A 14,085-nucleotide genomic window follows, 5' to 3' on the forward strand; every position below is an offset into this window, starting at 1 on the left:
ATTGGAAAAATATAATCTGTGTAAGATTTAAAGTTTTGATTTGAGCAGCAAAGATTTACAATCAAAATTTGATACATTTGCCTTTTATTAAAAACAAGAGGCTTTTTGCAATGGGCAACAGGCTTTTAGCTGAAAAAAGATGTTTGATAATTTACAGGACAAGCTAGACAGAGCGTTTAAAGTATTAAAAGGACAAGGCAGTATTACGGAAATCAACGTGGCAGAAACCATGAAAGAGATCCGTAAAGCATTATTGGATGCCGATGTTAACTATAAAACAGCCAAATCATTTACAGATGATGTAAGGCAAAAAGCTTTAGGACAAAACGTATTAACTGCGGTTTCTCCGGGGCAGTTGCTAACCAAAATAATGAACGATGAACTTGCCGCCTTAATGGGTGGTGAAGTTACAGAGTTAGATACCAAAGCTAATCCAACCGTAATCCTCATTGCAGGTTTAAATGGTGCGGGTAAAACTACCTTTGCTGGTAAGTTAGCACTTCATTTGAAAGGTAAGGGCAAAAAACCTTTATTGGTTGCCGGCGATATGTACCGCCCTGCGGCAGTTGATCAGTTAGAGGTATTAGGTACCTCTGTTGGTGTTTCTGTATACGCAAACCGTAACTCTAAAGACCCGGTTGGCATTGCTTTAGAAGGTATTGCGCATGGTAAGCAAAACGGGAATAATGTAATCATTATCGATACGGCTGGTCGTTTGGCGATTGATGAGTCGTTAATGAACGAAATCTCTGAGGTGAAGGCGCAAACTAACCCACATGAGATTTTATTTGTGGTAGATGCCATGACCGGACAGGATGCGGTAAATACAGCCAAGGTATTTAATGATCGTTTAGATTTTACCGGTGTTGTATTAACTAAATTAGATGGTGATACCCGTGGTGGTGCTGCGCTTTCCATTAAATCTGTAGTTAACAAACCGATCAAGTTTATTGGTACTGGCGAGAAAATGGAAGCATTAGATGTTTTCTATCCAGACCGTATGGCTTCCCGTATTTTGGGAATGGGTGATGTGGTTTCGCTTGTTGAGCGTGCACAAATGCAGTTTGACGAGAAAGAAGCGGCAGAATTACAGAAGAAAATTCGCAAGAACAAGTTCGATTTCAACGACTTCTATAACCAAATCCAACAGATCAAGAAAATGGGTAACATGAAGGATTTGATGGGCATGATTCCTGGAGTTGGCAAAATGATGAAAAACGTTGATGTTCCTGATGATGCTTTTAAATCAATTGAGGCCATTATCAGTTCCATGACGCAATATGAAAAAGAAAATCCTGATGTAATTCAACAAAGCCGTCGCCTGCGTATTGCAAATGGCTCTGGAACTAAAGTAGAAGAGGTTACTAAATTGCTTAAGCAGTTTGAAGATATGCGTAAAATGATGAAGCAATTCTCTAATCCTGCAGCCGCAGCTGCAATGATGAAGGGAATGCCTAAAATGCCTTTCGGGAAACGTTAAGTTATACCAAAATATACCATCCCGATCAGAAATGTTCGGGATTTTTTTTGCCTAATTTTATCCTGTAGAACCGCTTAAGTACACAAACTATTTATATCTTAGTATCATAATCACCCCCTAAAAACCAACATCCCGTTTTATTTTAGCCTAAATTAATGCTTGTAAAAACATACGGGAGTGCTGTTTATGGTGTAAACGCCCTCACCATTACTATTGAAGTCAATATTAGTGCCGGTAACAAATACTATATGGTGGGCCTGCCCGATAATGCGGTCAAAGAAAGTCTGCAAAGGGTAGAAAGTGCCATCCATGCTGCTGGCTACAGAATGCCCAGACAAAAAATTGTAGTTAATTTCGCACCTGCAGATATTCGAAAGGAGGGTTCTGCATACGACCTGCCAATTGCAATCTGCATTCTTGCTGCATCTGGGCAGCTTCCTGCTGATGAGCTGGAGGATTATTTCATCATGGGCGAGCTTTCTTTAGATGGAAATATTCAACCGATTAAAGGGGCATTGCCCATTGCCATACAGGCGCAACAAGAAGGGATGAAGGGCTTTATCCTTCCCAGCCAAAATGTTAGGGAGGCCGCAATAGTTGATGGAATCAGTGCCTATGGTGTAGAAAATCTGGCACAGGTGATTTCATTTTTCAATAAACAAGAAACACTCATCCCCGTTAAGGTTAATACCCACGAAGAGTTTTTAAAGAATATCAGTAACTACGAACACGATTTTGCTGATGTAAAAGGGCAGGAAAATATTAAAAGAGCTTTAGAAATTGCAGCAGCAGGAGGGCACAACGTAATTTTGATTGGGCCGCCCGGGGCCGGAAAAACAATGCTGGCTAAGCGACTACCCACTATTCTACCTCCGCTAAACTTAAACGAGGCGCTCAAAACTACCAAAATCCATTCGGTTGCAGGAAAACTTTCGGCCACAGATGCCTTAATGACGGTTAGACCTTACAGAAGCCCGCACCATACCATTAGTGATGTAGCATTAGTAGGGGGAGGCATAAGTCCCCAACCGGGAGAAATATCTTTGGCACATAATGGGGTATTATTTTTAGATGAATTACCCGAATTTAAAAGAACGGTATTGGAAGTAATGCGGCAACCGCTTGAAGATCGGCAGGTTTCGATATCCAGAGCCCGTTTTTCGGTAGAATATCCTGCCAGTTTTATGTTGGTAGCCTCCATGAATCCATGCCCTTGCGGTTTTTTCAACCATCCTGAAAAAGAATGTGTATGCGCCCCTGGCGTGGTTCAAAAATACCTGAGCAAAATATCAGGGCCACTGCTCGATCGGATCGATCTTCACGTAGAAGTTACACCTGTAGATTTTAGCGAACTCTCCTCCTCGCATGATGCAGAAAAAAGTGAGATTATCAGAGAGCGGGTAATTGGTGCAAGAGCCGTTCAGGACCATCGTTTTGCTGCAAATGAAAACCTCCATTATAATGCGCAAATGAGCCCTAAAATGGTTCGAATGGTTTGTGCGATCAGTAATGAAGGCGTGGCCCTCTTAAAAACAGCTATGGAAAAACTCGGATTATCTGCCCGGGCATATGATCGCATTTTAAAAGTTGCCAGAACCATTGCCGATTTGGATGACCAGAAAAATATAGAGCTGGAGCATCTGGCAGAAGCCATTAATTACAGAAGCTTAGACCGCTCGGGCTGGGCGGGTTAACTGATTTTTTAAGCGGGCTTATCTTTAGAACATTGTTTTCATTACCTTTAAACACCTAATGATGAACGCCACTAATGATACGCACCCTAATTATTGAAGACGAACCCGCTGTTCGTAAAGAACTCGAATGGCTCCTTGCTCAAGAAAAAGAATTCAACTATATCGGCTCGGCAACGAATGTTAAAGACGCAGTAGTATTGATTAATGCTACTGCTCCCGAACTCATTTTAATGGACATTCAGCTCACTGACGGCACCGCCTTTGATATTTTAGACCTCATCCCGGAGATTTCATTTCGCATTATCTTTATTACAGCTTACAATCATTTTGCCGTAAAAGCGATAAAATACGGTGCGCTGGATTATCTTTTGAAACCCCTGGATGAAAATGAGCTGATATCTGCACTGCATCGCATGGCCAGAGAGGGAGAAGATGCCCTGGAAACACAAAAAAAGCAACTGCACATCTTAAAAAGTGGTTTGGCACAAAATCAAAATGATTTAGAAAACCGGATCGTACTTCATACCCTCGAATATTTACAGATTTTACAGCTTAAAGATATTATTTACTGCCAGAGTGATGGTGGTTATACCCACTTTTTCTTGTCGGAAGATCGGAACATCATCATCTCTAAACCACTCAAATTTTACGACGAACTTTTACCAGATAAATGGTTTTTACGGCCCCATCAATCCTATTTGGTCAATGTGCGTTATGTTGATAAATTTTTGAAATCGGGAACAATACTATTGAAGGATAAGACAGAAATCCCTGTTTCCAGCCGACGAAAAGAACTCATCATCAACCAAATTAATCAGATTGCATGAGAGCTATCGCCTACATTTTAGCCAGCTTATTGATGACCATTTGGCTGGGCTGTACGCCCAATGCCAAGGATTTAAAGTTTACTGACCGGGAAAAAGTACTCCGCACTTTTAAAGACACCATGGATAGGCAACGGGACAATCCGGATCTGAAAATGCGGCTGGAATACTGGAAAAAACAAGCCGGGAATAAGAACTTTAAAAATGACTCTGTGCTTTTATCCAAAATCAACTACAATATCGCAGGACAATATTATGGTTTAGGCGAGATCGATTCCGTTAAAAAACATATGCAAACGGCCTGGAGTCTGATGGAAAACTGTCCCGGTTATGAAGAAGAAAAAGTGCTTTTATACTCCGGGTTGGGAAATATTGCCAGTATGGAACAGAAAATCCATCAGGAAAATTATTATTATAACCATGCAGCCCAAATGATTCTCGCTGATACCAGCCTGAAGCTAAGCCCCAAGCAAAAGATTACCATTTTCTTCTCTACCGCACAGTCGAGCGTAAAGCTCAGGCAGTTTGAAAATGCCTATAAACTCAACAGAAAAGCCATAAACCTACTTCCACAACTGGCTAACAATACTAAAGATAGATTTAGGGCCTACAGCCAGATGGCCGATTATTTCTTTAATGTAAAGGGAAGCCTTGATTCGCATTACCACTACATCAAAAAAATGGAACTGGTGAATATTGAACAACCAGACCTTTATAAAGTACGCTATATCATTGATAGAAAAGCCACTTACTTTGAGCGAACACTTCAACTGGATTCGGCCTTATTTTATAACCGCAAGAGAATCAGTATGGATATGGCCGACCTAAAACAAAATGGCAAAAGGGCGGAGAGTGTAAGCAGTGGCAATATGTACATTGGCTTTTTTGATATTGCCGGGCTTTTTATCCAGTACAACCAATTAGATAGCGCCAAATATTACCTTAAGCAATGTGAAAAGTTCCAAAAAGATTATCCGCAGCACGTAGATGATGAGAGTAAGATTCTTTATCAGCAAAACCTGATTAATTACCTTTTTGCAACCAAACAATACGCTACCGCAGAAACAGAGCAGGCTAACCTGATCAGGCTTACACGCAAGGTTTACGAAACTGAAAATACCAGGGCCGTGGCAGAGATGAGTGCCATTTTTGAATTAAAGGCCAAGGATAAATCCATTCACAATTTAAGCGAAACGGTAGCACTTGCACAAAGCCGTTTGCAAAGTAACCGATTGTGGTTAGCAGTAAGTGCCTTAGCAACGTTATTGGCTATTGCCATGGCCCTGCTGCTCTATTTCATTCAGCAACAGCGCAAACTCCAAACGGAAACCGAAAAAGCACAGCTGGAGCAACGGTTATTGCGTACTCAAATGGAGCCCCATTTTATTTTTAACACCTTATCGGCACTTCAAAGTTTCGTTAGGTTTGATGAAAAGGAAAAAACATTAAAATATTTACACCAGTTTGGCCGCCTGCTGAGAAGTAGTCTGGAACTTTCAAGAGAATCATTTGTACCGCTAAGTGAAGAAATTGCTGCCTTAGATAATTATTTAAGTCTACAACAAATGCGATACGATGATGCTTTCGGTTATGAGGTAGATCAGCTGGAAGATATAGATACCGCGGGTATTTATATTCCACCTATGCTCATGCAGCCATTTGTAGAAAATGCGATTATCCATGGTATCAATCCAAATGGGAAAAACGGGCTCATAAGCGTAAATTTTGAATTCAAAGACAAACAGTTGCTGGTTAAAATCAATGATAATGGAACAGGGCTGAGCAGAGATCATGGCCAATCTCATAAATCGCTTTCTACAACCATTAGTCGCGAGCGCTTAAACATTCTCTCTAAGGAGCTTGCTGCACCAGCAGGAATAGAAATATCGTCAAATCCTGCTGGAGGTACGGAAGTCCGTATTACCATCCCAACAAAAACATCGGGTAAAAACGAATAATGCAGAATTCGCAGCAAATAACAACTACAATGTTGCGGATAATAAAACACCGAAAATATCTTGATGCAGCTGTTTAACTTTAGCCAGGTCAATCAATATATCACTTGCTATGCCTGTAAAATCGTCTATTTATCATCACCTAATCTGGAGACTTGTAATTAGCACCCTACCCTTGGCGCTATTTGCATTTTCCTTATGTACAGAGCCCTTGGGGCGCAGTGGCAACAACGGGCCAGGTGTTGAAATGAGCATCTTTATCCCTGTTATTTTACTATTTGGCTGGGGTGGATTTTTAGTAATCGAATCTTTGTATCGCTTTGCTAAAAAAAATGCATCAATTGGTTTTATGAGTTTGCTTGCTGCTGTAATACTTGCCGGATTTTATACACTCATTCTTTATTTCCATCACTTATCATGAAAAAATACGCTTCCTTAAAAAAAACACTTAAGACCCTGCTGTTCAGCTGCATACTGGCTTCATGGGGCTGTTCTTCTCCGAGTACGGCAGAATCTTTAGAAGAGCTGCGAAAAGCCTATAAAACAGATATCAAGTTTAGCCTGGATAGTGTACCGAAAACCTTTAGTGCCAAAAAAACAGATGGTACCACCTTTAATTCGAAAGAGATGAAGGGAAAATATTGGGTGATTCTCGGCTACGAGAAAAACTACCTTAAGCCCGAACACAAAAAGGTAATTGATGAACTTAACAATAATTACGAAAAGTATAAGGATAAAATAAGCATGATCGGAATTCTTGACGGATTTGCTGACGACCCCAAAGAACTCAACGCAATGATTCGCAATGCAAACATCAAGTTTCCTCAAATAGACAACACCAAATCTCTCGAGAAAACCCCGATCATTAACCACGATATTTACTGCTGGCCCATAAAAATAATTATCAACCCGGAAGGTAAAGTAATATATGCCGCTTGTGGCGGAGGATCAGAAGGATTAGATGCTGAGTTACAACAACTGATTGCCAATAAAAAGATTTAAAATGGAAGCGCTTACTCTAGAAGAACAAAAGCAGAAAAACAGTAACCTTTCTGTTCTGCTCATCATTATCAACCTTGTTTTGGTGATTATCTTTTTTACCTGCGTTAGAACAACAGAAAACGATCAACAGCAACCTATTGCCTTGCTAGGCCTGGCTTTTGTGATATTCACCGGTGGATATGCATTCACTTACCATGGTAAAGCCTACAGAATTGGCAAATGGATCTTTGCCATGGCCCTAATCATTGGCCTCGCATTATTTGGCGTGCTTTGGTATGCAAGTCAATTGGGGAGGGGAATTTAACCACTACTATGAAATTAAACATTATCAATAAAGTCTATATGCTAATTGGGGCTGCATTGATTATTGGCACCGTTTTCAGGGTATTAAGGCATAAACCCTGGGATACCTACTACTATTTTAGCAGTGTTTCCGTTCCCGAAACTTTCCCTGTAGCCATTAGAGAAGCCTATTTTCTGCTTCCGAATAATGATTATGCCATTATTTCAAAGGAAGAGGCAGAAAATTTCACTTCTAGCTGGGGAGATGAGTACTATTCTGCCAGGGTAAACGATCCACAACGCATCCCCGAACAACTGGTTCTGCAATATGTGTCTTATCGGGATCAAAAGTTCTATAGCGATACGATCAAAATGCCAGTAAAAGAAGTCAGACAAATATTTAAAACAGCTGCAGAACAGAATAAAATGGAAGAAATTTCTACTTCCAACGGCGAAAAAAAGGGGCTACGCTTTGTTCTGGGTATCGCAAACAGTGGAAATATCATCATTTGGTTAAGGGGAAAACACTTCGAAAAGGCCATTGTAAAAACGAAGATTAAAAGCCACGTTCCACAGGGTGATGATACATTTTATGAAAAAAGGCTTCCCGTATCCGAATACCTGGAACACGCATTTGAACGACTACCAGACAGCACTAAAAATTTACTTAAAAACGGCTTTGATAGCGGTGCAAACTATATAGACACACCATCAAGATATGTAGAAAAGCAGCGCAATATGGATTGAGGCAGTTACACATAATAGATGATTTACAGCAAATCCTCTTTCATTCCCAACGAATAATAAAGCCTTTAAAAATCATCGAGAATAGTAGCTAAATTGGTGGAAACATTGAAAATTAACGCATCGGATATGCTTAGAAAAATTAAACCTCAGTACAATACCTTAGAAGAGCTGAAGCATTATGTGGAGCAAAAGGATCCTTCTCTTCAGTGTAAAATTGAGATAGACCAATGGGTAGATACCCTGGTAAAGGCTTCCAATAAATGTTTAGTGATCAAAAAATCAGCAACAGCAGGAGCCAAAATTATTCTGGTAGAACCGCATGTAGTAGGTGTGGAAGGTATTATGCCAGGCCATTTCTTCAATAATTTTAGAAGAGGTATTGTGGCCATAGCGCTAGATATTTTTACCGCATCCGGCAGGAATCAAATAGCCAATCAAGTTGATGGCTGGATGAAAGAAATTGAAAACTAAAACATAAAACCCATGGCACAAACCTTTACCTATAGAGAAAAATTTAGCTGGGGCTTCCTTTTTCTTGCCGCTGTCGGACTTGCGGGCATTATTTATTCATTCGCAAAACCATTTAACATTAGATTTAAGAGTTTTCGTTTGTTAGAATACCCCACAAGTAAATATGTAGTGATAGCCGTAGGGATCATTTTTATACTCTATGCCATTCATAAATATTTAAAAATGAAGGCCGTAAATGCTGCCGACAATACGATTTTGGCTGCAGATCATGAATTAATTTTCAAAGATTTAAGCGGTTATTCGCTCACAGATAAACGATTTGCTTTTAGCAATGTAGATGAACTCTGGAACAAAACTGATGAAGATGATGGGGAATCCATGATTATTTACACCAACCCTGATCAAAACAGATATGAATTCTTCGCCGAAAACTTTGAATCAGCTTCCGCATTTGCCGAATTCAAAAAGATATTAGAAAATAAATGCGTTAACATCAGCAATCGAAAATGAGAAAGAACAGTTTTGGTTATTTTTTAGTGTTGGTAAGCATGTTGGTATTCACTACAGCATGCAACAGCCAACAGAACGGCGAGAACCAAAATCCCGACTCGAACAAAATATCGAACCCCATTCCATCGTCAACGGATTCCATGGCCACAGCATCTACCTATGAAAAACTTGCTCGCCCATCGGATTCCGTTGTAATGGATACTGATAGTATTGACTTTGAAAAATATAAAGCTGAACAACCTGCAAGCCTTAAGAAAGCCCCTTTAAATTGGTCGAGCTATCCTTCAGCAGCAGATTTTAAAACAACCATTACATCGGCTTATGAGGAAAATGATTCTGCCCACTTTGCAGGATATTATATTTTGGCTACCTATGGTTGCGGCCTCTCTTGTGTTGCAGGCTACATGATTGACATGCGTGATGGAAAAATTTATGATTTGCCCCTGGGAGAAGAAAACTCCTGTTCACACGCAGAAGACCGAGTGGTATGTTATCCCAATAGCAGATTGTTTGTTTCAGCGATTTGCAGATCATCTGCCAACAAAAATCAACTGGAATACATTTCCTACCTGTGGAATGAAGAAAGTAAAAAATTTAAGCCTGTACAAAAGGCCGACTTTCTGGTTGCAAAATAAAGGATGGTTTGGCGAATTATTAAGATACTAAGCATATGCTTGCTCTCTGATTGGCTCTTTGGTGCTCCTGTGCGCATTGATGTATGGGAGCATCAGCTGGAGCCGTTACACTAAAAAGAAAGAGGCCATCAGGTACCAAAAAGAGGTTTGTGATACTATAAATTTTATCAATGATTCTATTCCAGTAAGCCTAAATGGCTTTAAAGAAAATGAAATTAAAACATTGAAGTATTTCAGGATTAGCAAAGGGAAGAGGCATCACGCTGCTACTATACCGCTGGTCAATTCTCAAATATTAGGCCGTCTAAATATCATGGTTCCCACACAGATCTTTAAAACAGATACCCTGGCCATAACATTGGATGATCGTTTATATTATTTATCAGAAATGTCTTTCGAGGCCAGATATAATTATGGAATGACTGGCCCCGTGGGCAAATGTTTTTGCGAAGGCACAGGCTTTAAAAAAATAAATGGAAAGCTTTCATCCACCATACCTTATATTCTGAATAGAGAAACTGGCATCAGCAATTTCAAGATTCATTAATTATTGGTGATTCCTTTTTGGGTCTATTTATCCTGTTGCTTAAACCTTCTTCACCCATTTCGGGCACAACGTCAAGCAACACGCTACAAAACCCTCAAACACCTCGTAATCAATCAATTAAAATTAACATATTTGTTACAAAAACGCCGCCCATTCCGCTAAATTTTCTTTTTTGGCACAACCTTTGTCATTTACCTGTCACATCAAAACTACCACGATGGGAGTCTACCCTTCCATCAAATTGAAAAACATAAAAGATAAAGAGATGAAAAAGACAGTTCAAATTTTCAGTATGCTATTAATAGCATTAACAGTTATGGTATCGTGTAAAAAAGATACTGATCCTGCTGACAGAGATTTTTTCGTAGGGACTTACAAAGGAACAGTTTCATACAAAAATAATGAAACGACCATTAACAGTTCTGATGGAAAAGTAACTGTTAGTAAAGTTGGGGAAACTTACAATTTCTACTTTGGTAGCGGCATTCCTGATATTAAGGGTGTAAAGTTCGAACAATCAGGCGATAATACCTACATCAGTGTTGGAACAGGCGTAACAGGAATTACAATTAATGCCAGTACTTTAAAAATGCTGGTAGTACGAGGCGGCGAAACATGGACCGCAGATTGTACAAGGTAATAAAGAAAGGGTTCCGAAGTTCGGAACCCTTTTTAATTTTTAGTCTTCTAAATCATCCTCTTCATCTGGTACATAACCAGAAATAGCCTGACCAATGGCATTAACCTCCTCATCCTCTTCGAAAATCGGAAGCTCTGTTTTATAATCCATTTTTAGCCAGATAGATGAAGTATCTTTCATAATTTGAATATATTCTTTACCATTTTTAAAAATGGTGTAAGTATCATTCCCTTCTGGAAACACCGCATAGGTCTCGTTTCCAACTTCTACATCAAAAGGTTCTTGCATGACAATAAATTTTGGATAAAGATAAAACTATCTTTTTGAAGAAGATACAAAGTTAATCGCTAAAAAATTACCCACACTTGTTTCAAAATAGCATCAATTGTATTACTTTACAGGGATATTTACCTAACTATTAGAAGATGAAGTTAACGTTTTGGGGCGCGGCACAACAGGTAACCGGAAGTATGCATTTGCTCGAAGTTGGGCATTATAAGATACTCATCGATTGTGGTTTGGATTATGAAAAAGAGACCTATCAGGAAGAAAATCAATTCTTTCCATTCGATCCGGCCAGCATTAACCTGGTTATCCTAACCCATGCGCATATCGATCATTCGGGCAATTTACCAACGCTTGTCCGCTCTGGTTTTGATGGTCAGGTATTGTGTACACCACCAACAGCCGATTTAACTTCCATCCTGCTTTTTGATTCTGTAGAGCTTTTTCTGCGCAAGCAATCCAGAAAACCCCGTACCAAAAGAGGCCATTTCAATGGGCCAAAGCCCTTATATCTCCATAAACATGTGATGGACACCATTGATCGCTTTGTAACCATTGCCTTTAATAAGCCCTTTAAGATCACAGGAGACATCAGCCTTACATTTGTTCCTGTAGGACATTTGTTGGGGGCTGCCGCAGCCGTGCTGACGATAAACGATCAGGGTACTGAAAAGAAAATTGCCTTTACAGGAGATATTGGCCGACAAAATTATCCGGTATTAGTAAATCCAGAACCATTACCTCCGGTAGATTACCTGGTTAGTGAAGCTACTTACGGAGGTAGGTACCACTCTAAAAATGAAACCCTCGAAGAAAGATTAGTTAAAGAGATAACTGAAGCTTGTATTAAAACCCCGGGAAGGTTAATTATTCCGGCTTTTAGTATTGGTCGTACACAGTCTCTCGTTTTCGCCCTTAATCAGATTTTCACTAAGAAACTTCTTCCTCCAATTCAAATTTTTGTCGATAGCCCCATGGCCATCCAAGCTACAGAAGTGTACCGCAAACACCATAATTTAGTTAATCAGGAAGCAAAAGACTTTTACCAAACCATGGGCGATGAGTTTGAATTTGAGCACCTGGCCTACGTTCAAACCATGAAGGAAAGTAAGGATGTTTCCAATTATTTTGACCCCTGTATTATCATCTCTTCCGCAGGAATGCTGGAGGGAGGAAGAATTCAGGACCATTTATATTACAATATCCAGAATTATTATTGTACCATTCTTTTTATCGGCTATTGTGCCAAAGGAACTTTGGGCTACAAATTGCTAAGTGGCGCACCGATTGTTCGCATCAAGGATCGGGAATTAATGGTTTACGCCACCATCAGGCAAACAGATTTGCTAAGTGGCCACGGAGATCACGATGACTTGATCAAAACGATAAAACAAACCGGGCAGCCCAAGCAGGTATTTTTAGTACATGGAGAAGATAAAAGCCTGCAAAGTTTAAGTGCAGCATTACAGCAAGAAAATTATAAGGTAAGTACACCGGAAAGAGGGGAAAGCTTTGAGTTATAGAGGCGTTGTCTAGCGCATTGAGTCTTCAGTCCTAAGTCTTCAGTCCAAAGTCTGGAGTCCTTAGTCTTTAGTCTACAAAAACGATGCACTCAGCTCACAGCTGGCCGGGTTTTCACCCAACTAAACACCTAACCACCTAAACAACTCACCTTACTTCCTAATCTGCCCATCACCCTGAACTACCCACTTATAGCTGGTTAACTCTTCCAATCCCATTGGTCCGCGGGCATGGAGTTTTTGTGTACTGATACCTATTTCAGCACCCAGACCAAATTGTGCCCCATCAGTAAAACCTGTAGAAGCATTGGCGTAAACCGCAGCAGCATCTACCTGATTTAAAAATTTAGCAATGTTTCCGGCGTTTTCAGAAATAATGGCCTCACTATGTTTAGAACTATAATCTGCAATATGATTTAAAGCCTCATCTAAATTATCCACTGTTTTTACAGCCATTTTCAACGATAAAAACTCTGTTCCAAAGTGCTCTGGTGTAGCGCGATTCAATAGGGTAGAAGGGTAGGTATATTTTAAAACTTCATAACTTTTTTCATCAGCGAAAAGCTCCACCTGCCCATCCGCCAAAGGCGAGAGCAATGCCGATAAATCAGCTAAACGGTTTTGATTAATCAATACACAATCAAGAGAATTACAAACACTAACCCTTCTGGTTTTGGCATTGAAAACAATAGCCTTACCTTTTTCCAGATCACCCGATTCATCAAAATAGGTATGTACAATTCCTGCACCCGTTTCAATTACCGGAATTTTACTTTGCGCCCTAACGTAGCTAATCAATGATTGGCTTCCCCTTGGAATCAGCACGTCGACAAAACCAACTGCATTGAGTAAAGCTTCCGTTGCTGCTCTTTCGGCAGGCAATAAGGTTAAAACATCAGGATTAATTTCATGCTTGGCTAAAACTGACTGAATGACTTTGGTAATGGCCAGATTCGAAAATTCAGCATCGCTACCCCCCTTTAATACCGCAACATTTCCTGTTTTAAAGCATAACGAAAACACATCGGCTGTAACGTTCGGGCGGGCTTCGTAAATTACCCCAATAACACCCAACGGAACCCTTATTTTTTGAATATGCAGTTGATTCTCTAAAGTCTTATCTGAAAGAATTTCCCCTAAAGGACTGGTTAATCCTGCAACACTTTTAATATCATTTGCAATGTCCTTAATACGTTCCTGGCTTAGCTTCAACCTATCATACTTAGGATCTTCGATGGGCATTTTAGCTAAATCCTTAAGGTTTTCAGCTAGAATATCTGCACAGTGAAGCACTAAGGCATCTGCCAGCTCCCTTAACACTAAATCAGTAGTTTCTTTGCCAATACCGGCCATTGAACGACTCGCTTTTTGTGCTTTCTCGAAGTATGATGTATAACTCATTTTATTTTCTTTCTATTGATTTGCTGGTGAGGTATTGAGTGTTTAGATCGTAAGTTGATCTATACTCCAAACCCCAAACTCGCTACTCCAAA

At 39.9% G+C, this 14,085-nt stretch carries 16 protein-coding genes; 14 read left to right on the forward strand and 2 right to left on the reverse strand.

What is annotated here, in order from left to right:
- Nucleotides 1–139 precede the first annotated feature (139 nt).
- The 13 genes from ffh to BMX11_RS00205 all read left to right on the forward strand — a co-directional run bounded on the left by ffh (nucleotide 140) and on the right by BMX11_RS00205 (nucleotide 10,787).
- Entirely contained in the window at nucleotides 140–1,480 is a 1,341-nt protein-coding gene (ffh, locus tag BMX11_RS00150; protein WP_090879506.1) for a signal recognition particle protein, read from the forward strand.
- A gap of 155 nt (nucleotides 1,481–1,635) precedes the next feature.
- Complete coding sequence (locus BMX11_RS00155; RefSeq protein WP_090879509.1) at nucleotides 1,636–3,174, forward strand: YifB family Mg chelatase-like AAA ATPase; 1,539 nt, start codon at nucleotides 1,636–1,638, stop codon at nucleotides 3,172–3,174.
- A 74-nt stretch (nucleotides 3,175–3,248) separates the two neighbouring features.
- On the forward strand, nucleotides 3,249–4,001 hold the full coding sequence (locus BMX11_RS00160) for a LytR/AlgR family response regulator transcription factor (RefSeq protein ID WP_090879512.1): 753 nt from the start codon (nucleotides 3,249–3,251) through the stop codon (nucleotides 3,999–4,001).
- Complete coding sequence (locus BMX11_RS00165; protein ID WP_090879515.1) at nucleotides 3,998–5,956, forward strand: sensor histidine kinase; 1,959 nt, start codon at nucleotides 3,998–4,000, stop codon at nucleotides 5,954–5,956. The genes BMX11_RS00160 and BMX11_RS00165 overlap by 4 nt, the downstream gene beginning before the upstream one ends.
- A gap of 109 nt (nucleotides 5,957–6,065) precedes the next feature.
- Nucleotides 6,066–6,374 (forward strand): hypothetical protein, encoded by a 309-nt coding sequence (locus BMX11_RS00170; RefSeq protein ID WP_090879518.1) that lies wholly within the window; start codon nucleotides 6,066–6,068, stop codon nucleotides 6,372–6,374.
- Nucleotides 6,371–6,955 (forward strand): peroxiredoxin family protein, encoded by a 585-nt coding sequence (locus BMX11_RS00175; protein WP_090879522.1) that lies wholly within the window; start codon nucleotides 6,371–6,373, stop codon nucleotides 6,953–6,955. Before BMX11_RS00170 ends, BMX11_RS00175 begins: the two co-directional genes overlap by 4 nt.
- Before the next feature lies 1 nt (nucleotide 6,956).
- Entirely contained in the window at nucleotides 6,957–7,259 is a 303-nt protein-coding gene (locus BMX11_RS24055; RefSeq protein ID WP_139180101.1) for a hypothetical protein, read from the forward strand.
- Nucleotides 7,260–7,267: 8 nt separating this feature from the next.
- The gene (locus BMX11_RS00180; RefSeq protein WP_175474430.1) at nucleotides 7,268–7,984 is read left to right on the forward strand and encodes a DUF2931 family protein; all 717 of its coding nucleotides are present in this window, start codon (nucleotides 7,268–7,270) and stop codon (nucleotides 7,982–7,984) included.
- A gap of 126 nt (nucleotides 7,985–8,110) precedes the next feature.
- On the forward strand, nucleotides 8,111–8,455 hold the full coding sequence (locus tag BMX11_RS00185; RefSeq protein ID WP_139180102.1) for a hypothetical protein: 345 nt from the start codon (nucleotides 8,111–8,113) through the stop codon (nucleotides 8,453–8,455).
- Between the two features lie 12 nt (nucleotides 8,456–8,467).
- Nucleotides 8,468–8,965, forward strand: coding sequence for a hypothetical protein (locus BMX11_RS00190; protein WP_090879531.1), 498 nt, complete (start codon nucleotides 8,468–8,470; stop codon nucleotides 8,963–8,965).
- Entirely contained in the window at nucleotides 8,962–9,600 is a 639-nt protein-coding gene (locus BMX11_RS00195; RefSeq protein ID WP_090879534.1) for a hypothetical protein, read from the forward strand. Before BMX11_RS00190 ends, BMX11_RS00195 begins: the two co-directional genes overlap by 4 nt.
- A gap of 79 nt (nucleotides 9,601–9,679) precedes the next feature.
- On the forward strand, nucleotides 9,680–10,147 hold the full coding sequence (locus tag BMX11_RS00200) for a hypothetical protein (protein ID WP_090879536.1): 468 nt from the start codon (nucleotides 9,680–9,682) through the stop codon (nucleotides 10,145–10,147).
- Between the two features lie 265 nt (nucleotides 10,148–10,412).
- Complete coding sequence (locus BMX11_RS00205; RefSeq protein WP_090880335.1) at nucleotides 10,413–10,787, forward strand: hypothetical protein; 375 nt, start codon at nucleotides 10,413–10,415, stop codon at nucleotides 10,785–10,787.
- 39 nt (nucleotides 10,788–10,826) lie between these two features.
- On the opposite strand, the gene BMX11_RS00210 is transcribed toward BMX11_RS00205, so the two are convergent.
- Nucleotides 10,827–11,075: a hypothetical protein gene (locus BMX11_RS00210; protein WP_175474431.1), complete on the reverse strand. Its 249-nt coding sequence runs from the start codon at nucleotides 11,073–11,075 to the stop codon at nucleotides 10,827–10,829.
- A gap of 137 nt (nucleotides 11,076–11,212) precedes the next feature.
- Between BMX11_RS00210 and BMX11_RS00215 the strand changes: the two genes are divergently transcribed.
- Nucleotides 11,213–12,595, forward strand: coding sequence for an MBL fold metallo-hydrolase (locus BMX11_RS00215; protein ID WP_090879542.1), 1,383 nt, complete (start codon nucleotides 11,213–11,215; stop codon nucleotides 12,593–12,595).
- 150 nt (nucleotides 12,596–12,745) lie between these two features.
- Here the strand turns inward: BMX11_RS00215 and BMX11_RS00220 are convergent, their stop codons facing one another.
- Nucleotides 12,746–13,993: a glutamate-5-semialdehyde dehydrogenase gene (locus tag BMX11_RS00220; protein ID WP_090879544.1), complete on the reverse strand. Its 1,248-nt coding sequence runs from the start codon at nucleotides 13,991–13,993 to the stop codon at nucleotides 12,746–12,748.
- Nucleotides 13,994–14,085: the final 92 nt, after the last annotated feature.

The sequence above is a fragment of the Pedobacter rhizosphaerae genome (assembly GCF_900111155.1).
Classification (GTDB): domain Bacteria; phylum Bacteroidota; class Bacteroidia; order Sphingobacteriales; family Sphingobacteriaceae; genus Pedobacter; species Pedobacter rhizosphaerae.

Coding starts and splice junctions, on each gene's coding strand:
- ffh (WP_090879506.1), top strand. CDS start 140: ATGTTTGATAATTTACAGGACAAGCTAGACAGAGCGTTTAAAGTATTA.
- BMX11_RS00155 (WP_090879509.1), top strand. CDS start 1,636: ATGCTTGTAAAAACATACGGGAGTGCTGTTTATGGTGTAAACGCCCTC.
- BMX11_RS00160 (WP_090879512.1), top strand. CDS start 3,249: ATGATACGCACCCTAATTATTGAAGACGAACCCGCTGTTCGTAAAGAA.
- BMX11_RS00165 (WP_090879515.1), top strand. CDS start 3,998: ATGAGAGCTATCGCCTACATTTTAGCCAGCTTATTGATGACCATTTGG.
- BMX11_RS00170 (WP_090879518.1), top strand. CDS start 6,066: ATGCCTGTAAAATCGTCTATTTATCATCACCTAATCTGGAGACTTGTA.
- BMX11_RS00175 (WP_090879522.1), top strand. CDS start 6,371: ATGAAAAAATACGCTTCCTTAAAAAAAACACTTAAGACCCTGCTGTTC.
- BMX11_RS24055 (WP_139180101.1), top strand. CDS start 6,957: ATGGAAGCGCTTACTCTAGAAGAACAAAAGCAGAAAAACAGTAACCTT.
- BMX11_RS00180 (WP_175474430.1), top strand. CDS start 7,268: ATGAAATTAAACATTATCAATAAAGTCTATATGCTAATTGGGGCTGCA.
- BMX11_RS00185 (WP_139180102.1), top strand. CDS start 8,111: ATGCTTAGAAAAATTAAACCTCAGTACAATACCTTAGAAGAGCTGAAG.
- BMX11_RS00190 (WP_090879531.1), top strand. CDS start 8,468: ATGGCACAAACCTTTACCTATAGAGAAAAATTTAGCTGGGGCTTCCTT.
- BMX11_RS00195 (WP_090879534.1), top strand. CDS start 8,962: ATGAGAAAGAACAGTTTTGGTTATTTTTTAGTGTTGGTAAGCATGTTG.
- BMX11_RS00200 (WP_090879536.1), top strand. CDS start 9,680: ATGTATGGGAGCATCAGCTGGAGCCGTTACACTAAAAAGAAAGAGGCC.
- BMX11_RS00205 (WP_090880335.1), top strand. CDS start 10,413: ATGAAAAAGACAGTTCAAATTTTCAGTATGCTATTAATAGCATTAACA.
- BMX11_RS00210 (WP_175474431.1), bottom strand. CDS start 11,075: ATGCAAGAACCTTTTGATGTAGAAGTTGGAAACGAGACCTATGCGGTG.
- BMX11_RS00215 (WP_090879542.1), top strand. CDS start 11,213: ATGAAGTTAACGTTTTGGGGCGCGGCACAACAGGTAACCGGAAGTATG.
- BMX11_RS00220 (WP_090879544.1), bottom strand. CDS start 13,993: ATGAGTTATACATCATACTTCGAGAAAGCACAAAAAGCGAGTCGTTCA.